This is a genomic window from Culturomica sp., assembly GCF_003524185.1.
Taxonomy (GTDB): Bacteria; Bacteroidota; Bacteroidia; order Bacteroidales; family Marinifilaceae; genus Culturomica; species Culturomica massiliensis.
On the sequence record NZ_DOED01000027.1, the window covers coordinates 104,405 to 124,745 of the forward strand.

Here is a 20,341-nt window from a genome sequence, read left to right on the forward strand (position 1 = left end):
ACGATTTATGTGTGGTTTGTTTCAATGCAGTATGATACAAACTGGTGATGAAACATTGATTATTTCTTTTTACTGTCTCTTGCAGCTTTCTGTATGCAAACCCTGCGGGGAATAATTACCGATACACCTTTGTATTCCAGTTCCTCACGGATAATTTTACACAACTCTTCGTGGTTTTTAGGAACCGGAAGAAGAACGCGGATATGCTCGGGTTCGACTCCGATGCCTTTACAGATCGACTCTATTCTGCCTAAAGCGGAAGATTCCTGCCCGCCGGTCATTGAAATCGATTCGTTATCGGAGATGATGACTGTAATCGGTGTTTTTTCATTGACGGCATCCAATAAGCCGGTCATGCCCGAATGAGTGAACGTGGAGTCGCCGATGACGGCTACCGTCGGAAACAGTCCCGCATCGCAAGCACCTTTTGCCATCGTAATGGAAGCGCCCATATCTACGCAACTGTTGATGGATTCGAAGGGAGGGAGTGCTCCCAGGGTATAGCAACCGATGTCTGAAAATACACGTCTTTCTCCGTATGTGGAGATGACTTCGTTCAATGCTTTATAAACATCCCGGTGGCTGCATCCGGTACAGAGGGCCGGAGGGCGTGGCGTTACAATTTCCGGTACCGGAGCACCTTCGGTCGTCGGGAAGCAAAGTGCTTTCGCTACTAAATCGGGATTCAGTTCTCCGTCGCGGGGAAGGGTTCCGTCCAGACGGCCCATAATATTTTCCAGGCCGGGATAACCTTTCAGCATTTCCTCGACTATCGGATACCCTTCTTCCAACACCAATATCTGCTTGCATTCCCGGAGCAGACGTTTGATCATTTTGCGGGGTAGCGGATATTGACTGATTTTAACAACAGGGTATTTGCATTTACCGTTGAAATTTTCCATCAGGTAGTTGTATGCGATACCGCAGGCAATAATCCCCAGTGATTTATCTTCACCGTCCAGGTATTGGTTGAATGGTGATTGCTCGGAAGCTCTGACAAAATCGGCTTGTTTTTCCAATAACAGCTTGTATCTTTTTCTTGCAATGGCCGGTAATAATACAAATTGGCGTTTGTTTTCCGGGAGATGCAAATGGTTTTCCGGAAGCCCGTCAGATGGCGTAACACCGGCCCGGGAGTGTGCTAAGCGCGTTGTAATACGCAGCAATACCGGACTGCCGACGGTTTCCGAGAGAGCAAAGCCGTAACGGGTCATTTCGTAGGCTTCCTGCTGATTGGAGGGTTCCAGGGTCGGTATTAAGGCAAATTTTCCGTATGTCCGTGAATCCTGTTCGTTTTGGGAAGAGTGCATCGATGGGTCGTCTGCTGCAATTATAAGCAGACCGCCGTTTGCTCCTGTGACGGCTGCATTCATAAAACAATCGGCTGCCACGTTCATCCCTACGTGTTTCATGCATACCAAGGCTCGTTTTCCGGCATACGACATTCCTAATGCCGATTCCATGGCCGTTTTTTCATTTGCAGCCCAAGCTCTGTGGATGTTACGGGCAATGGCTTCTTTGGAAGTTTGAATATATTCGGTAATTTCAGTCGAAGGGGTGCCGGGGTAAGCATAAACGCCCGATATCCCGCTGTCTATTGCACCTTGGGCAATAGCTTCAACACCTAATAGTAGCTGTCTTTGCATAATTGTTTGGGTTTTATAATCGTCAATAATTGAATTCTGTTATGGAAAGCCGGATATACGAAAGAACATGACGGTTGATGCCGGCTTTGTATCTGGTAAAATTGTAGCAAAAAAAATTATAGCCCCCAGTGGAATTTCAGGGTGCCCATGATGTAAGCTAAAACAAAATAATATTCAGACGGTCGGTACATAGATTTTTTATCCGATAACGTTTGCGAAGATAAAAAGAAAAGATGAGATTTAAAAATCTGGAAATTTAGAAATTCGAAGTTTCAGATAAAATTCAGTCTGACCGGAACTGTTCAAGCTAAAATTTACACACTGGGACGGACTTGTTGTGTAATTTTAGATTTTGGATTTTAGATTTTAAATTGAAAAACAGAGGTTGAGAGGAGGGAGAGCGTATTTATGATTTATGATTTACGATTTTTGATTTTTCTCACGGGTTTTGCGGATAAGTTTTGGGTTTATAGTTGAAGGATAAAGTGATGTATAGGGTTTATGGGAAAATAGTGAAAAGGGATTTTAGATTTTAAATTGAAAAATGAGGTTTGAAAGGAGGGAGAGCGTATTTATGATTTTTGATTTACGATTTACGATTTTTGATTTGCCTCACGGGTTTTGCGGATAAGTTTTGGGTTTATGGTTGAAGGATAAAGTGATGTATAGGGATTATGGGAAAAGAGTGAAAAGGGATTTTAGATTTTAAATTGAAAAATGAGGTTTGAAAGGAGGGAGAGCGTATTTATGATTTACGATTTATGATTTACGATTTTTGATTTTTCTCACGGGTTTTGCGGATAAGTTGGATTTATTGCGGTTATACCGGTCTGTGGATTTGGCGAAAATAGTGTATGGAATCCGGTGGATAATGTATTTATCGATTGTTCCAAATTTTCCAGGCGGCTTCGGCTTGTCCGATCAACATGCCGAGTCCGTTGCGGACATGAGCTCCAGCCTGGAGTCCCTGTTGCATGAAAAGGGTGATATCCGGATTATAAACCAGGTCGAACAGATAATGGGCAGGTGTCAATTGCTCATAGGGGATGGAAGGACAGGTCGCCGTGTCGGGCCAGGTGCCGAGCGGAGTTGTATTTACAATCAGAAAATGTGTCGGTAAATACCGGTGTACGTCTGCATATCCGATCTCATTTTCTCCCTGTGGGTTGCGGGATACGGTTAAAGAAGATATGCCCAGCTTTTTTAATGTGTAGCGGACGGCTTGGGCAGCTCCGCCATTGCCGAGTATTAAAGCCCGGGTAACTGTTGGCGGGATAAAATCAGACAGAGATAAGCGGAATCCTTCCGTATCAGTATTGTAACCGGTTAAGCGGATACAGTTGTCCTCCCGTACGATTTTCACGCAATTGACGGCTCCGATTTCCCGGGCAGCCCCATTCAGTTCGTCTATGTATGGGAGGATGGTTTGTTTGTGGGGGATGGTGACATTGAAGCCTTGCAATTCCGGGTTTTGAAGGATGATGTCGTTCAGCGCAGCGATATTTTCCAGTTCGAAATTCCGATAAAAAGCTTTTATTTTTTCTTTTTCGAATTTCTCTGTGAAATATTTTTGAGAGAAAGAATGTCCCAGAGGGAAACCGACCAGACCGTAAAGATACATGAATGTATGTGTTTTGTTTGTTCGTTTTCAGATTTCGCTATTCTGTAAATTCCATTTTAGTTTTTCCGGCTCATTTTTTTCCCGATTTTCTCAACGCCCCAGATTAAAAAGAATCCGGCCAGACACATTATTATCGCTTGTGCTACCAACGGATCACCTTCTATGCTTCGGGGCAGTACATTTTGTTCTGTCAGAGCTTGTCTTACGCCGTGTTGGTCGACATAGGTCTCCAAGGTGATTTTCCAGGGCCACACTTTGTTCAGCGAGCCGACCATAAATCCGGTAAGCATCGCAACAGTCAAGCTGTGGTAGTTTTTCAGTAACCAGGATAAAATATGAGAGAACGAAATAATACCGATAATGGCTCCAATGGCAAATACAGATATGATGCCGAGATTCAGGCTACTGACGGCTGCCATGATGTAAGCATATTGCCCCATCAGCAACAGTATAAAAGCACCTGAAATTCCGGGTAAAATCATAGCACATATGGCAATTGCGCCGGAGAGCATGATAAACCACCAGGTTTGTGGTGTGGATGCCGGGCTAAGTACTGTGATCGTATATGCAGCAATTCCCCCGGCGATCAGGGATATTACCGTAAAGATATCCCATTTCCGGATTTCCTTTGCAACCAAAAAAGAGGAGGCGATAATCAAACCGAAAAAGAAAGACCAGATTTCAATGGGGTGGTACTTTAGCAAATAGGTCATCAGACGGGCCAGAGAGAAAATAGAAATACCAATGCCACAGAGTACAGAGAATAAAAAACTGCCGTTTATTTTTCGCCAAAAAGCATTGATTTTCAGACTGAACAGCAATTTTATGGCTGTCCAATCGATGCTTTTGATTGAGTTGATCAGTTCTTCGTAAATACCGGTAATGAATGCGATGGTTCCTCCGGACACTCCGGGAACGACATCTGCCGCCCCCATACAACACCCTTTTAATACGAGTAAAAGGTAATTTCTTTTTTTCTCCACGTTTGATTACGATTTTTGATTTTAGATTTACGATTTTTGACCGGTGATTTTATTATTTCAGTAGTAAATTGTAAAATATAAAACCTCAGAATCCAGGTTCATCATGATAAAATAACTTCGGCTGCTATCATTCTTTTCCTAATAAAAACCGTAAATCAATAATATTGATGTTCAGCATTTGAAAAATACATTCCGGTGTTCCGTCCGGCGCAAATCGAATACGGTTTTTACCGGAGTAAAGGTACTCAACGGTACTTCCACGAAAATGGATATCCAATTTCCCATGGCACCGTTCCACAGTCCGGGTAATTCCTGTACACGGATGTCTTTTCCTTTGTAGGATTTGGTCGTAATAAACCCTTGATTGTAGTCGATAAAATCTGTGAGATCGAATTGCTTGCCTTTGTGATTGCGGGTTCCGCAAACCAAATCTACGGGATTAAAATGTGTGGCATGTTCGAATATTTTTTTCTGCTCTTTGTCTTTCAGGTCAATTTGAGCGGATTCGATGATCATTAACCGTTGGCTGCCGTCTTCGGCTTTTACCCAGAACGGACCGCCTCCCGGTTCGCCTTCATTTTTCACCATACCGCATACCCGGATCGGGCGATCCAATAAGCTTTTTAAAAAACGAATCCGTTTTTTACGATCCGGAAAGGTAAGATCGGCCGGTTTTTTATATCCGGTATTTTCTTCAATGAATTTTTCAATCTCATCGAGTTTTTCGTCGGTAAGGCCCCGTTTATCCAATAAGTCCAGTTGTTCAAAGATTTTACTTTGTATTTCGAACAACATACCGGCCAATAACTTTTTGTATTTGACCGTATCGGCTTTGCTTCGGTCGGGAATAACGTTGTCGATGTTTTTAATAAAAATAATATCGCCTTTGATATCGTCTAAATTGTGAATTAAAGCACCGTGACCGCCCGGACGGAAAAGGATTTGTCCGTTTTCATCCCTGACAAGTTCTCCCTTTTCGTCGACACTAACAGTATCTGTAGACGGTTTTTGAATTGAAAAAGTAACCTTATATTTTACATCGAACATTTTTTCAAATACTTTCGTTACTTTTCTCAAACGCTCCTTGAACCGGGGAAGATACTCTTCTGATACCGTAAAATGCAGATTGGCATCTTTTCCGTTTTTGCAATATAAAGCTGCCTCTACCAGATGTTCGTCAAAAGGAGTGCGGACGAAGTCGCGGTATACATGAAAGTCAACCAGTCCTTTCGGGGTGTTGCCGTAGTTCAGGCCTTTATCTGTAAGGATATATTCCAGAATTTCCTTGTATTCCCTTTTTTCCAGCATTTTTTCGAGATCTCTGCTGTCTTTCCACATGATACTTTTTAAATGTTCATAAAATGGAAATTCATTCAGATGCAGGAAAAATTCATGCATGCTGTTGGGGGCTTTATCTTGTACGAATTTCAGAAATTCTTCCGTATCGCCTTTGTATGTTTCCATAAAGGAAAATAATGTTTTGAACATTCGGGAAGCGGAACCGGAAGCTGGAACCATTTTTATAACATCTGCTTTCTGGCTCCCTTTTTCATAGAGATCGATCAGGTAATTTTCTTCTTCGGCCGGAATGATTTTGATGCCATTCCCGATTACAGCCGGTTCGGACAGCCGGACATAACCGAAACCTTTCTTGAAATTTTCAAGTTGTTGGTTTACCTGTTCCTGCTTGATACCCCGATGCTTAAAATCTTTGAGGTCTTCTTTCGTGTAGATAACTTTATTTTCCTTCATTTTAAATCAAATTTTCAAATGTTAACCCTACTCCTCTTCTTCATCGTAAACTTCTTCCTGGTTATCGAGTTCTTTCTCGTAAAAATTTTCAGCTTCTTCCATTAACGAATCGATATCGTCTTGTGAAAGCGGCTCTTCGTCAATCCAATAAATACGCTGATTGCTGTAAAAACCGTCTAAGTCACATTGAATAATACACCGTGGACTCTCCGTATGTACAACATATACCAGATCGAGAGCTTCCTGGGAATTGTCAGCAATAAGAAATTTAGGTAACATGTTTTTTGTGATATTAAGTTAGTTACTTGTTTTAGGTCAGCAGGCTACATGTCATTTTTACCTTTGACTTTGAACTATAATTTGGATACAAATGTACATATAAATTGTAAATTTTAGATTTTAAATTTTAAATTGTTTGTCGGGCTGTTTCTTCCTTAGATTTTTTTTAATCTTAAAATCGTAAATCTACAGTTAGAATCTATATTTTTCAGCTTGTAAATTTTTCTTTTCAAACGAAAGAAACGGTAATAATGTTTGCGAAATTCTTTTTCCGGATTGGCTTATGTGGCCTTCCCGGATCGTAAATCCATGACCGTTTCCGGGGCCTTGCTTAAATGTATTTCGCTTTCGACTGAAAGTCTGAAATTTTCGGTCGGTGTAGTTGTAAAAAGGAATGGTTAAAAAAGTGTGTTAAAATTATCAAAAATGCCTGTTTTTATTATAAAATTAGGATTCGTTTAATAGATTTATTATTACTTTTGCCTAATTAAAGTAGATGTATAATATATATGTTAAGTAGGGCGTTGTGTGCTGTTTTGTCGGGAGGCAAAGGCGATAAAACGTTGTTTGTGCTTCTAATCGTGAGTCTGATGAAAAAAAAGTGGTATATAAGCCTATTGTTTTTACTTATGGCGTCCTATGCGGATGCTCAGAATGAGTTATTTTCCCGTCAGTATTTCCTGAACAATTATTTAATGAATCCGGCGGTTGCGGGGGTGAATGATTATATGGACGTCCGGCTATCTTACAGCCGTCAGTGGACGAATATCAAAAACTCTCCGACCTCTATCCTGTTTACTTTCAATACGAATTTGGCGAAAGATAAGGATCAGGTGTTGCGTTATTCTGATTTTGATAAAAGATACCGGGTAGAAAAAGGTCATTTGGATTACAATTACCGGCGGATCAAGCATGGGGTGGGGGCAAAAGTGACTTATGACAAGCTTAATATCTTTACTTATACGGATGTTACGCTCAGTTATGCCTGCCATGTGCCTTTGAGTCCTTATTGGACATTGTCTGCCGGTGTGGGAGCCGGAGTATCGATGTCGACGATGAAGATCGGGGATGAATATGTGGGAGATGTTGATGATCCTTTGTTAAAAGTCGGCAAGCGGAATGAAGCGACACCTTTGGTTGAAGCCGGAGTATGGCTCTATTCTACAGGGCCTTTTGTAGGTGGATCCCTTTCCCGGTATATGAAGGATCCGTATGATGAGGACAATAAGGAAAGATACAATAACATATATGCGACAGCCGGGTGGCAGCTATATTTCAGCCGTTTTGCTTTTGTTCCTTCGGTGATGTATAAAAATGACGGCTATTCGGGAACGGGTGTGGATATCAATGCCGTGTTATGGTATGAGGATATGGTGTGGATCGGCGGATCACTCCGTAAATTGGAGAACCCGTCTGTTCATATGGGAATATTGCTTCGGAATACGATAGAGCTGAATTACACTTACGATATCAACAAGCGTGACTGGGGTGCTTCCCATGAGATCGGTGTGGCTTATCGTATATGGAAGCGTGCTGATGCTTGTAAAAATAAGTGGTATTTTAGGTAAGCAGGAGGGGGAATTCCCAAGGAGGTATTGAGATGAAACGTATATTAAATGTGTTGATGTTGGTGTTGTTTGCCGGGATTCTGCCGGCACAAAAAGTCGTGTATGTGTCGGAAAGAGGGGATGATAGCTGGTCGGGGGCACAGACACTACCGTATGAATCCGTATATAAAGCTTTGGAGTCGGTAAAGGATGTAGCCGGACCGGTAGAGATCCGGGTGGCTGTCGGTAAGTATTTGATATCGGCCCAAAAGGGAAAAAAGAAAGGAGAACTGCTTGTTCCGGCGAATGTGACGATAAGGGGAGGTTATATCCGTGAGGGAACGGGTGTGAAGGATATGTTGTCGGATAACCGCGGAAATCCGGACGGACAAACTATTTTTCAAGGGGATTCTACTTGCCGGATTGCGACTGTAAAAGGGGTTTTGGAGCAGGTTGTAGTTGCCGGAGGACGTGCAGAGGGTGCTAATGGCGGAGGGATTCTTGTAGAGAGTGGCGGAAAGGTGGTGAATTGTATCATTCGGAGTAATCAGGCTTCGGGGAGTACGCCGAAGGTCGGTGATCTTCTGTTGAAAAGCGGTGATTTTATGGATGTTTCCCAATATGTGTACGGACAGGCCGACGAGGTGGTGGGAATTGTTTTTTGGGTAAATCCGAAGCGGGACGCTCCGGTAGGTGAGAGGGCCCGGGCGATGTCGATAAAAGAGTTCAATGAGCCGTGGGTTGCTGTCAAAAATAAATGTAAGTATAACGAGGAGTTTCTTGTGAATTTGGTGGAGGGTACTTATTGCCCGGAAGTCGAATCGGCATTATCGGATACGGATGGTGCTGCGAACACGGAATTGCTTTTATCGAACACGAATGCTTATGTGACAGATTTTCCTTTGGCCAGGGCCTGCCGGAATTATGGAGAAGGCTGGTATTTGCCGGCTATCGGTGAGATCATGTGGATATTGACGGAGTGGAATACGGTGGATAATTCTTTTAGAATGGTATGGGATAAAATACAGATCGGGTCCGGATCCGATATGGCAGTGATGAATAAATATTTTGGTATTGTGAATCCGAGTATTGCTTATGCTTCCTGGTATGAGGCCGATTTGTTATGGTTTAAAAGCTGGCCGACTTCTTCTTCCCGTCCGGATGCGGTGAATTGCTGGCAGTTGAGCGGTTTTTACAATGAGGCGGCATTACGGACTTATGTAATCGTCGAGGATCGTAAAGGTGTGGCAACGGTTACTCGGCCGCAAATGGCGTATGCCGTAAAATGTTTTTGATTATGAAGAAGGTGTTTTGGTGTATATGGTTGCTGTGGTTTTGTGTTGATACTTGTGCTCAAGGAAAGGGGGGTGGTATATATTTGCACGATGACGGCAGTTGTGTCGGTTCGGTTGTATATCAAAATCAGGCTCAGGACGGTTTCGGAATTGCCGGTGGCAATGCCCGGGTAATCAATACGACGGTGATTGCCAACGAGAAGCTGAAGGTAGATACGACCCGTGTCGCTCCGGGATATATTTATTGTTTGAACGGGGAGATCGTGGATACCGTGACTTATGAGAGTGACGGGCGGCAGGATGCCATCGGTATTGTGTATTGGGTGCGTGGGGATATCAATGCCGTTTATCCGAAAGGGGCCGCGATTGCTTTGCAGGAATTCCAGGGGTCCTGGGGAGCTGTCAATGTTTTGAATATATCCGGGCAGTATGAACTGGAAGATTGGGGAGGTGTCGCTTTTTTGAAAGATACGGCTTGTTACGGCAATACGTTGAAGATGGAGCAGGAATATACTGACAGAGGGTATAGGGAATTCGAAGCCGGACATATCTGTTACGGTTACCGGGCTGAAAAACAGGTTGAGGGTACACCCCGCTGGTGTTTGCCGACTTATCTGTATTTGCGGCGTATTTTTAATCAGATTTCGGCTTTGGATGCTTCGTTGCGTTTTTTGAAACGTGTACATCCGGGGTTGGATATTGATATGTTAGGGGGCAAGTCCAGGACGGCTGCTTGGTATTGGAGTTCAAACGACGGACTTGCCGGAGAGCACAACAGCGGATGTGTCGTCAATTTTGTGACGGGGGCGTACGGTCGCTTCGGTAGCACGGAGGCAGAGAAAACGACCCGTAACAATGTGCGTCCGATTTTTGTTTATTGAGATATAATGTATCCGTAAAGACAGGATGAAAGGTGGAAGGCAAAACTATTAAAATAATAAAGTAAGCTATGATAAAGAAAATAGGCTTGGTGTTTATCGGCTTGCTGATTATGGTAACGGTGGGGGAAGCACAGTTGCGTTATGTGGTGCCCGGAGGTTCCGGCACCCGGGACGGTAGTAGCTGGGAGAATGCGATGGCGGGGATAAAGGAAGCGATAAACGGCGGAGGGAAGAAGGTTTTGGTGCGTTGGGGGACTTATGCCTTGACGGAGGAATTGGTTGTTCCGTCCGGTGTGGAGGTGTCAGGGGGATATGGTTCTGACGGTGAAAGGCAGAGCGGAGGTACGGAGATGACTGTTTTACAGGCAACCGCAAAGTTTCGGGTTGCCCGGGTGGAAGGGATTTTGGATGGATTTACGATTTGTGGAGGTATTGCTGCCGGTGAAAATGGCGGAGGTGTATATGTTGTAAGCGGTGGAACGGTAAGAAACTGTATCGTCCGGAATAATTATGCGGGACGTTATTATCCCCGGGTCGGTGATGTGCAGTTGAGAGACGGTTCTTTTTTACGTATGGAGGAGCTTACGGCAGCAGATGAGCCCCGGGTAAGAGGGATTGTGTTTTGGATCAATCCCGATCCGGATGCCGTGGAGGGAAACAGAGGATGGCTGGTTAGCAAATATCCGATTGTAAATATGGGCAAATGGGCCGTAACCGACGGAGCAGATATTCAGGTGACGGATGCTACGTTTGAAACCTGGAAGGAGGCTGTGGAAGATACGATGGGGTGGAGCCATTGTCAAAAAGTGAAAGCGAGCGGCCGGTTGGGGTATGTACCGGCTATACAGGCGTGTTTAGAATATGATGGCGGAGGCTGGGCCGAGGAAAAAGGGAAATGGTATCTGCCGGCTTTGGGGCAATTGAGGTGTCTCGTAGCGGAATATGCCTTACTCGAGCGAACCTGGAAGAAAATATTTCCGGCATATCCTTCGTTTATCGATATTCCTTGTTGCAGTTCTTCAGAGGTAATGAGTACGGGAACGACGGATACGCGGTATGTGTGGGCGGTTGAATATGCAAATCCGCTCAAATGGGGTACTTTGTCAAAAATAAATAAGGGGTCGTCAGTGTTGGGATATATACCGGTAACTTCATTTTGAAGCGATGAGTAAAAGATATTATTATATAATGTGCTTTTTAGTTTTGCTGCCTTGCCTGGGGGCTGTTGCTCAAAGTGTTGGCAAGGGGAAGGGGGGAGGTTTATACCTGGAAGATCATGCCCGGGTGATCGGAACTGTGGTATACGGAAACCGGGCTGAAGACGGATTCGGTATTTATGGCGGAGATGTTGACGTCATCAATTGTACGGTTGCCGGCAATGCAATGGCTGACCGGATGCTGACCGGAATAAGGCCGGGGTATATCTATTGTGCCGACGGGAGTATCATCGACCGGGATACCTATCGGGCAAATCCTGGAGGAAAAGAGGCTGTCGGAATTGTTTTTTGGATAAACAGTGATTTGTATACTCCTTTGAAGGGGTATGTCGTGGCTTTGAGTCAGGAGGTGAAAGTGTGGGGAGACGGACCGTCACAAACGGAAGATTTCGAATATGCCGTTTTCGATACGGCGGCTTATGAGAATACCCGCTTGTGGGCAACCGTTAGTGAAGCCGCCCGGTATTGTAAGGAGTATACAGCCGGGACTTTTGCCGGTAACTGGGCGTTACCGGCCGGTTATCAGTTGGCGGCATTGTTTACGGCGTTGCCGGAAGTTGAAGCGACATTACAGGTACTTGAAGAGCAAGGGGTGGCTGTATCGCATTTTACGGAAGATTTTTATTGGAGCTCTTCGGAGACATCCGATATCGGAAATATGTGGGTATTGAATTTTGGGAAAGAAGGGGATGGTTCGGTTGGAGATATTATCGGTGCTTTTTCCCCACAGGCAGGTACTGCTCCAGCTATGGTACGGCCTGTATTTGCGTATTGATTTATAAGTGTATGTAACTATGATAAAGAGATTTGGTCTGGTAGCCCTTTGGGGAATATTGATCTTTTGCGGATTGACGGCTTGGGGGCAGGATGCCTCTGAAGCTGCTGTCAAATTGGGAAGTGGTGCGACTTTAAAAAATACGATCATCTGGGGGAATAAGGATAAGCAGGTTGGGGACGGTGTTAACGGGGTCAATTGTTATATTCAGCTACCCGGTAAAGCGAGTCCTTTGTTTGTCGATTCATTGAATAACGATTTCCGTTTGATGAAAGATTCGCCTTGTATCGGAGCCGGAATAAACGATGTTTTGGGCACTATTTTTGGAAGTGATGCTTTGGATCTGTGGGGAAATAAGCGCTTTGTCGATATTATCGATATCGGAGCAAATGAATATACTTTTTATAAGGTTTATTTTGATATACCTTCCGATGTGGTCATCGAGTCTGTCCGGGATGCCGATAATTGTGATTCGACACATGTCGAGCCCGGGCATACCTATCAGTTTAAGGTCGATTTTAGTAAGATTGCCGGGATTACGGCAGATATGGTTACCGTGAAGATGCTTACCGGAGATAAAGAATTGAAGCCGGATATCAATAAGGTATATACCGTGTCGAATATCAACAATGATATCTATGTGGTGATTACTTTGAATCCGCCTATCGTCGTGACGGTCGAAATACCGGAACACGGACAACTTACGGCACAAGGCGATAAGATGACGATCCCGGATAAGTCGGTTTCACCTGCGACGTCTTCTATGGTGGTGGAGGAAAATGAAGTAATCCTGCTGGATACGGTTTCTGATCCGGGCTATTATTGTACCGATGTCTGGATGAAAAAGACCAAATCTGCGGAAGCAAAGGTATCGGTAAAGGATAAGGTCGGGGCCGGAAAAGGGGTGAAGATCGGAACTGAAGACATTACATTCAGTGCTGCTTTTAGTCCGCGTTCTTATCCGGTGAAGTTGAAAGTCAATGACAGGACGATGGGAGGATTGACTGTGGTGAATAAAAAGACTGCCGCGAGTTATTCTTTGGCTGCCGGAGTGAGTGAATTTAGCCAGGCTGTTGAATATGCTTCCGATTTGACATTCGACATCCAGGCTGTAAAAAATACAGGATATAGTGTAAAGTCGATAAAAGTATACGATATCGACGGTAGCAGTAACCCGGAAGACTTGACGAATGCGACGGATAAAGTGACAGATATGCGTATCGGCGGAATGGTCGTGGAAGTGATTTATGAACCGGAGCAATGTATCGTATCCTGGTATTGTACAAACGGGAATCTGACATTGGATAAAGGAGGTGTTCCGGAAAGTATTACGGGTGGAGGTTACAAAGTGAACTTACCTTATAATACCCTGATAACGATTACTCCGGTCGGGAATACCGGCTATCAGTATAAAACAGGCACATTGACGGCTCAACCGACGGGTGAGACGGAACAGACGGTTACCGGTTCCCAATGGATGGTCACAAAGAATACGGTATTGTCGGCCGAGTTTGAGCCGAAGAAATATCTGGTGACGATAACGGCACAAGGATTACCCGCAGACATAACCGATTTTTATACAACCGATCCGGGATTGGGGGTTGATCATTTGGTAACACATGGTTCCGGAGTTGTTATTCATGCTAAAAATCCGGAAGGTTATATCTGTAAGAAGATAACGGTAAATGGTGTGGAACGGGGCGTAGAAAATGTTACTTTATCGGATATTGTGGTAGATAAAAATGTCGAGTTGTTTTTTGAGCGAAAAGGCTATGCTATTACATATGTGAATGTAACTCCGGAATACGGGGATTTGACTGTTGCCTTGAAAGATAAGGACGCGGCCGTATGGACACCTTTTGTTGTAAGTCCGGGAAAGGCTTATTATGGGGATGCAATAAAGATTTCGACGACTGCCCAAACGCATTATAAGCTGAAATCATTGAAAGTGAAGGTGGGGGCTGATGCCGAAATGGAATTAAAAGATGCCGGTGCTTACACTCTGAATAAAGTTGAGTCGGATGTGAGGATTACCGCCGAGTTTGAGCCTGAGTTGTATACTGTTACTTTGCGTAAAAAGAGCGGAGCCGGTTTGTATCCGGATAAGGGAGCTGTCCGGTTGGTCGATCAAACAGGTGCAGATCGCTTGACGGTAGCGGAAACCGTTACGACGGATGTTACGGCACAGGTGCCGTATGGTACGCGCTTGACGATGATTCCGGCTTGTGTGCATGGGTATTCCGTTACCCAGCTGGATACACTTGTCGCACCGCATCCGGAAGGAAGCATTTTGGATGAAGGGGGATTTGTTGTTACAAGTGACGTTACCGTTTTGGTCGGTATCGGGAATACGACACCCCAATATACGATCAGTTGGGGTATCGATGAAATAAGCGGTAGCGGGAACGCGTTGAAGGTGTATAAAACTACAGAGGGAGATATTGTGAAAGGGGCGGCGTATGATGTAAATACCGAGTTGCAAATTGAGCCTGTGCAGGCAGCAACAGATACTTTATTGTATATTCGTGATCAGAGTGGGAATAATGTGACGTCTCCGTATACGCTGATCCGGAATACCGTGTTGACAGCTAAATTTGTCCGGAAATGTACGGTTAGAATCAAAGCTCCGACAGGAGCTACTATCACTGTAAGTAAAGACGGGACGGTATTGGCCGATGGTGCAGTCGTACCTGCGGGTGCCGTATTGCAAGCTGTAATAACGGCTGCAGACGGGTCTGTGGGATGTGAAACGCTTACGGTAGACGGGAATAACTTGTGGGTTGGAACAATCAGTACAGTCGCTGCACCGCCTTCAACTTCCGGAAATGTAAATTACACTATCCCCGAAACGCATACCGGCGGAGAAATCTGGTTTGAGGGAAGTGCCGAAACGTATTATAAGGTGAAATACACTCAATCTGTATACGGTAGCTTGAGTGTAGTAGCGGAAACGAATGTCCTGACTGCCGGAACACAATACTGGTATCGGAAGGGTGCTCAGGTGAAGATTGTGGCTACAGAGACAGAGGTCGGTTATCAGTTGAATGCTGCGCATAAGGTGGTTAACAACGGAGTTACTCCTGCCGAAGATATTTCATTGTCGGCCGTGGGTACTCCGGCTACAGTTTATCAATATACATACGCTGGTCTCGACCGGAATCTGGATTTGTCGACGACGTTTGAGAGGAAAGCGTATGAAGTTCAGTTGTTATTGGAAGGTGTGGTAACTGTACCGGCGGACGGTAGTGTACAATGGACGGGAGGAGATGTTACCGTCACTACTCAGGGAACTACGAACGTGAAGCATGGCGACCGCCTGACTTGTCAGGTTGTTGCTCCTGCCGGTTTTTCGGTGGAGATTATACACAAGCCTTCGGAGATGTGTAAAACAGGAACCGGAACGTTTAGTTATGAGACGTCTGCGGTTGTACAACCGGAGGTTTATGCCGTGAAATTTGTCAAGCGTTATCAGGTATATTACGGAGCTACAGTGACGAAGGTCACCCGGGAAAACGGGACGGTTGTCAATAACGGGGATTTTGTCGATGCGGGAGAAATATTGAAAGCTTATTCGGCAACACCGACGACAGGGCAGGTATGTACTAAAATAACGGTACAAAAATATGCCGTTCCGAATACTGATTATGGGAATAGCCTGGAGACGGATAAGAAACCGGACGGGACGGTCGAGTTTACGTTTACAATGCCCGCGGATGATGTCCGGGTAGAGGCTGAGTTTGAAAGACTGAAATATGATTTGACCTTAAGTTTGAATGCTCCGGCCGGGGCTGCGACTCCGAAAGTCGTAAAAATCGAAGGAGGACTTGATATATCGGTATCAGCCGGAACACAGGTATTGTCGTATGGCGATATGTTAAAGGTGACCATTACATTGTCACCTGTGAGTGTCGGTAGTCTGGATACCTGGTTTGAAGTGAAATCGTTAACCGCTAGGATGGGCGGAAGGAATGTCGATCTTGGCTTTTCCTCTTCTGATTTGGATTTTGTATATAGCTTTACGATTCCGGTAACGAATCATGTCGATATAGCAGCGGAAGTGGTGCGGCGGACCAAGACATTGACGGTACAGGTTACCCCTCCGGATTCGGATTTTAAAGTGAAGGTTCAGATAGACGGAGGTGTTCCCCAATATTATCAGGCCAGCTATACGAGGGTACAGGTGCCTGTCGGGGCTACAGTGGAGGCTTGGGTAGAGGCGGGCATTGGAGCTCCGGAAGGATATGAGTTGCATCTTTTCCCCGGTACGGGCCGGAAAGAGACCCATATTTTGACGACAATGCCTTTGAACAGTGAATTGTCTCTGTATGCGGAATTCACATTAAAGCAATATCCGCTGAATATTGTTGCTATTCCTCAGGATGGAGGCTCGGTCAAGGTGACGGATACGAAGGGGAATAATTATACACAAGGAAAATATTCGGTAGAACACGGTACGGATCTGAATCAGATAACGGTGGCGGCGGCGGATCTATATTATCATTTTGACAAGATTACCGGTTATATGGGAGGTGTAGACCGCTTGTTGGGACAAACTTCTCCTTATCATGTGGATCATATTACCGATTCTGTCGGAATCGAGGCTCATTTTTCACGGAGATACCGGATTGTAAGAGGTAACGTAACGGCCGGAACGTTGACGATACATGAAGCGGGTACGGTTAAGGATGCTGTCGGTCAATATTATGCTGCCGGTCAATCTTTTGCTGTAAAGATGACTCCGGTCAGTGACGCTTATGTCTGTACAAATGCCGTTGTTTATTTTCCGGGCTCAGCTATTGCTTCTCAGGCGTTGACCTGGGATGCGGAAGGGAATGCCACGTATACCATACCGGCGGGATTGACTGCCAAAGATGTTGCTTTCTCCGTGACTTTTGAGAAAAAAGAATATCGGGTTACTTTGAAAAAGCTTCCGGCTGAAGGGGGAGAGGCTGAAATTTGGAACGGTGTGAATAGCGGTGGCGGAACTCTTTTATTGCATTTGGGACAAGCCGATGTCGATACCGAAGTATCGGTAGCAGGCGTTGCCCATGGTTCGGTGCTTCATTTCTATACGACTCCGAATGCACCGGACTGGGAGGAGGCTGCTAAGTTTACCGGATCCAATACACCTTATACCGGAGCTGTAACCGTTATGAGCGATACGTTGTTTACGGTACATTTCGGCCGGTTATATACGTTGACTTTCGGTCCGAATATAACAGTGCAGGCGGCAGATGGCAGTAAAGTGTATCATACCGGAGAAAAGATTCCGGAAGGGAAAGTACTGGTTGCGAGAGCCGAATTGACGGGACATGACTGTACGAGTTTGACGGCGACGAAGGATGGGGGAGCATATCTGGCCTGGACGGATACAGACGGTGACGGTAGTATTGAGGAGACTTTCAGTATGCCGGCCGGGGATGTGGATATACAGGGAACGTTCCAACCGAAGAAATTTAAGGTAAAGATAGAGCATCAACCCGATATACAGGCGTTTAATATATTAGACGTTTATGTTATGCCGGGTGGGGCGGTACCGGATTTCAAGGTAGACCGGGCAAACGGTTCATTGGCGGAATATTTGTCTACTCTGCGTTTGGACTTGTCTACTTTACAATTGCATCCCTGGTACGAGGGACCGGTAACGGTGACGGCTGTTATGCATGGAGATCCGACGGTTTATGATTTGCAGGTAAATAATGTCGTGGTAAAAGACAGTGTAACCATTACGGCAAGGGCTCACCGGAAAAGTAAACAATTGAATATTGTTTTGCAGCAGGAAAGCGGGGCAAGCGGTAATCAGGTGGTTGTGCAATTGGAAGACGGTACACAGCATACTTTTACGGCTGACGGTAGTATTACCGTTGATGTCGGCGCTCCTGTTGAGATATGGACGATGGATGCAGAAGGTTGTAAAACCGTTTTGCTTTCCGCTAATGACGGGATAACGACACCGGTTACGAATGCTCCTTTTACGTTAAGTCTGGTCAATATGCCGGACTTCAATGTGACGGTGACAGCTCGCTTTGAATTCAAGCGTTATCCGGTTTACTATACGACGAATCCGGGCGGACGCCTTGTAGTCGACAAAATTTTTAACGGTGTTGCGGAAGGTACTGTGGTTCATTCGGGAGATGAGGTAAAACATTTTACAGAACTGACGGTTCGGGTTGAACCGGAAAGTCAAAGCTGGCAGTTAGTACCCGGAAGTTTTATTACCAGAATGGGAGGAGTTGCGATGACCGATCCGGCTTATGTAGCTTCTGTCAGCGCTGCAGTAAATATAGACGCGAGCTTTGAGCGGATTTATGAAGTACGGAAAGAAACTACCGATCCGACAGAAGGAATATTGGAGGTTTCCCGTGCGGATACCAATGCCGTTGGTCATCGCTATCCGGCGGGTACAACTCTTAAAGTGAAAGCAGAGCCTCAAACCGGTTATGAAGTTGTGGGACTGACGATGAATGGGGAAGCGCAAACGGTATTGCCGGAGGGAGGTGAAGTTATTTGTACGATACCGGGAGGTAATTTATCTGTGGACAGTGTTGTTTTCCATGTTGAATACGCATTGAAAAAGTATGATGTCACCTTTGTTGTCAAGGGAGAAGGGACGATGGAGGTCAACGGATTAGCCGGCGGAGTGCTGCAACTTGCGTCTAATTCGAATAAGAGTCGCAGAACCGAGCATTTTACTTTATTGGATGTGGTTGTAAATCCCCTGTCAGCGGCTTATCTGATTGAATCTTTTACAATAAACCGGGCGGACGGAACTTCGGTTTCGATAAGCGGGAATCAGACAACTGTGGAGATCACCGGAAAAACCGACATTGTCGTTGAATTCCGGAAATATTATTGGATTACCTATGAACAGCCGCAACACGGTGTATTGAATGTGATGGAGAGCGGTAAGGCGGTAGGACAATATGCGCGTTATCCCGGATTGACGGCTTTTGACGTTTGGGTCGAACCGGAGGAAGGTTATGAAGTGGAGGATTTGACATGGAATGAAGGAAATGTTGTCAATAATACGGTTATGTTGCCGAAAGAGGATGCTTTGTATGATACTGTACGGATCAAGGCCCGTATGAGGATCATACCGTGTAAGCTGGTGGTTGTGCAACCGGATAGCGGGTTTATCAAAGTGGAACGTATGGATGAATATGGAAACTGGGTAAACCTGGATGTCAGTTCACCTGTAACTTTGGATTATTGGACACAGATTCGGGTAAAGTCGGATGTTTATAATCCTGCCGGTTATGAAGTGAAAGACGTTCTGGTTAACGGACAACCCCACCCGCAGGGAGAGATTTGGACGATGCGTGGAGAAACCCGTGTGGAAGCCGTCGTAGCACCGCGTCTTTATACAATTGATTATACCGATCCGCAGTTCGGGCATTTACAGATCGAGACGCCGGACGGCACTGTCAAGCCCGGAGACAAGGTACCTTATCGTACGCCTTTGACTATAGCTGCTGTGCCGGATGATCCGGAAGGATATGAGGTTATTGAGGTGAAAGTAAACGGACAGGAAATAGAGAATGAAGATTTCTGGATCGTATTGGAAAATACGACGATCTCAGCGGTTATCAAAATTCGTCAATGGACGGTATCGTCTTTTGTAACCGGTAAAGGAACGCTGGATTTGCTTTTGCCTGATGGAACAGCGGTACAATCTCCTTCGGATATTATCGATCATTATACGGTATTACGGATAAAACCGGTGGCCGATCCGGGCTGGAAGTTGTATTCCCTGGAAATAGACGGGGCAGAGATGTTGCCGGACAGTACCATTACGATTACCCGGGATGCTCAGGTTACTGCTGTATTCCGGGAACGGGAAACTTATTTATTCCCGGTAGCCTTTACGCCGAATGGAGACGGATACAACGATAATTGGGAAATTTCCGGTTTGTGGCAGGCACCGGAGAATACGTTGGAAATTTTTAACCGGGATCAGCAAAGTTTATATAAGGCGGCTCCTTATATGAACGAGTGGAACGGTACGACGGATAATGGGAAGATATTACCGGCAGGGACCTATGTCTATAAATTTACAGATGGACAGGGGGGTGTTTATATGGGCTTGGTTTCTATTGTAAGAAATTAATTATGAGATATATCGTTTCCATTTGCTTGTGTTTTTTTGCCTTGCTGAGTGAGGGCAATAACGTACGTATTGTGGGAACGGTCAAGACTCCGCAAAGCGGTATTGAGGGGGACATCGTGAGTGTATATTTTACGCTGGAGTGGGAAAATTCATGGCGTGACAGTTATAACCATGATGCCGTTTATGTTACGCTGCGGTATAAGTTTATGAACGCGAGTCCGGAGATCTGGTATCCGCT

General features: G+C 45.1%; 12 protein-coding genes. 7 read left to right on the plus strand and 5 right to left on the minus strand.

Annotated elements, in window-relative coordinates:
• Positions 1 to 59 precede the first annotated feature (59 nt).
• The 5 genes from DD657_RS09700 to DD657_RS09720 form a co-directional block, all read right to left on the minus strand.
• On the minus strand, positions 60 to 1,646 hold the full coding sequence (locus tag DD657_RS09700) for a thiamine pyrophosphate-dependent enzyme (RefSeq protein ID WP_287049714.1): 1,587 nt from the start codon (positions 1,644 to 1,646) through the stop codon (positions 60 to 62).
• A gap of 877 nt (positions 1,647 to 2,523) precedes the next feature.
• On the minus strand, positions 2,524 to 3,267 hold the full coding sequence (locus DD657_RS09705) for a shikimate dehydrogenase family protein (protein ID WP_021987140.1): 744 nt from the start codon (positions 3,265 to 3,267) through the stop codon (positions 2,524 to 2,526).
• Positions 3,268 to 3,323: 56 nt separating this feature from the next.
• Entirely contained in the window at positions 3,324 to 4,202 is an 879-nt protein-coding gene (locus DD657_RS09710; RefSeq protein WP_068690777.1) for a DUF368 domain-containing protein, read from the minus strand.
• Positions 4,203 to 4,421: 219 nt separating this feature from the next.
• Entirely contained in the window at positions 4,422 to 6,002 is a 1,581-nt protein-coding gene (locus tag DD657_RS09715; RefSeq protein WP_021987142.1) for a DUF4301 family protein, read from the minus strand.
• A 27-nt stretch (positions 6,003 to 6,029) separates the two neighbouring features.
• Positions 6,030 to 6,281: a DUF8828 family protein gene (locus DD657_RS09720; protein ID WP_021987143.1), complete on the minus strand. Its 252-nt coding sequence runs from the start codon at positions 6,279 to 6,281 to the stop codon at positions 6,030 to 6,032.
• Positions 6,282 to 6,790: 509 nt separating this feature from the next.
• Here DD657_RS09720 and DD657_RS09725 point away from each other — a divergent pair.
• The 7 genes from DD657_RS09725 to DD657_RS09755 all read left to right on the plus strand — a co-directional run.
• On the plus strand, positions 6,791 to 7,849 hold the full coding sequence (locus DD657_RS09725) for a PorP/SprF family type IX secretion system membrane protein (RefSeq protein WP_118773731.1): 1,059 nt from the start codon (positions 6,791 to 6,793) through the stop codon (positions 7,847 to 7,849).
• Positions 7,850 to 7,881: 32 nt separating this feature from the next.
• On the plus strand, positions 7,882 to 9,123 hold the full coding sequence (locus DD657_RS09730; RefSeq protein ID WP_148453300.1) for a DUF1565 domain-containing protein: 1,242 nt from the start codon (positions 7,882 to 7,884) through the stop codon (positions 9,121 to 9,123).
• A gap of 2 nt (positions 9,124 to 9,125) precedes the next feature.
• Complete coding sequence (locus tag DD657_RS09735; protein ID WP_287049718.1) at positions 9,126 to 10,004, plus strand: hypothetical protein; 879 nt, start codon at positions 9,126 to 9,128, stop codon at positions 10,002 to 10,004.
• Between the two features lie 68 nt (positions 10,005 to 10,072).
• Entirely contained in the window at positions 10,073 to 11,164 is a 1,092-nt protein-coding gene (locus DD657_RS09740; protein WP_287049719.1) for a hypothetical protein, read from the plus strand.
• A gap of 28 nt (positions 11,165 to 11,192) precedes the next feature.
• On the plus strand, positions 11,193 to 11,996 hold the full coding sequence (locus DD657_RS09745; protein WP_287049720.1) for an Lcl C-terminal domain-containing protein: 804 nt from the start codon (positions 11,193 to 11,195) through the stop codon (positions 11,994 to 11,996).
• Positions 11,997 to 12,015: 19 nt separating this feature from the next.
• On the plus strand, positions 12,016 to 20,103 hold the full coding sequence (locus DD657_RS09750) for a T9SS type B sorting domain-containing protein (protein ID WP_287049722.1): 8,088 nt from the start codon (positions 12,016 to 12,018) through the stop codon (positions 20,101 to 20,103).
• A 2-nt stretch (positions 20,104 to 20,105) separates the two neighbouring features.
• A partial coding sequence (locus tag DD657_RS09755) for a hypothetical protein (RefSeq protein WP_287049724.1) occupies positions 20,106 to 20,341 on the plus strand: 236 nt, incomplete at its 3' end.

What these genes read in the sequence shown, in the direction of transcription:
- DD657_RS09700 (WP_287049714.1), bottom strand. Translation starts at nt 1,646, where the DNA reads ATGCAAAGACAGCTACTATTAGGTGTTGAAGCTATTGCCCAAGGTGCA.
- DD657_RS09705 (WP_021987140.1), bottom strand. Translation starts at nt 3,267, where the DNA reads ATGTATCTTTACGGTCTGGTCGGTTTCCCTCTGGGACATTCTTTCTCT.
- DD657_RS09710 (WP_068690777.1), bottom strand. Translation starts at nt 4,202, where the DNA reads ATGGGGGCGGCAGATGTCGTTCCCGGAGTGTCCGGAGGAACCATCGCA.
- DD657_RS09715 (WP_021987142.1), bottom strand. Translation starts at nt 6,002, where the DNA reads ATGAAGGAAAATAAAGTTATCTACACGAAAGAAGACCTCAAAGATTTT.
- DD657_RS09720 (WP_021987143.1), bottom strand. Translation starts at nt 6,281, where the DNA reads ATGTTACCTAAATTTCTTATTGCTGACAATTCCCAGGAAGCTCTCGAT.
- DD657_RS09725 (WP_118773731.1), top strand. Translation starts at nt 6,791, where the DNA reads ATGTTAAGTAGGGCGTTGTGTGCTGTTTTGTCGGGAGGCAAAGGCGAT.
- DD657_RS09730 (WP_148453300.1), top strand. Translation starts at nt 7,882, where the DNA reads ATGAAACGTATATTAAATGTGTTGATGTTGGTGTTGTTTGCCGGGATT.
- DD657_RS09735 (WP_287049718.1), top strand. Translation starts at nt 9,126, where the DNA reads ATGAAGAAGGTGTTTTGGTGTATATGGTTGCTGTGGTTTTGTGTTGAT.
- DD657_RS09740 (WP_287049719.1), top strand. Translation starts at nt 10,073, where the DNA reads ATGATAAAGAAAATAGGCTTGGTGTTTATCGGCTTGCTGATTATGGTA.
- DD657_RS09745 (WP_287049720.1), top strand. Translation starts at nt 11,193, where the DNA reads ATGTGCTTTTTAGTTTTGCTGCCTTGCCTGGGGGCTGTTGCTCAAAGT.
- DD657_RS09750 (WP_287049722.1), top strand. Translation starts at nt 12,016, where the DNA reads ATGATAAAGAGATTTGGTCTGGTAGCCCTTTGGGGAATATTGATCTTT.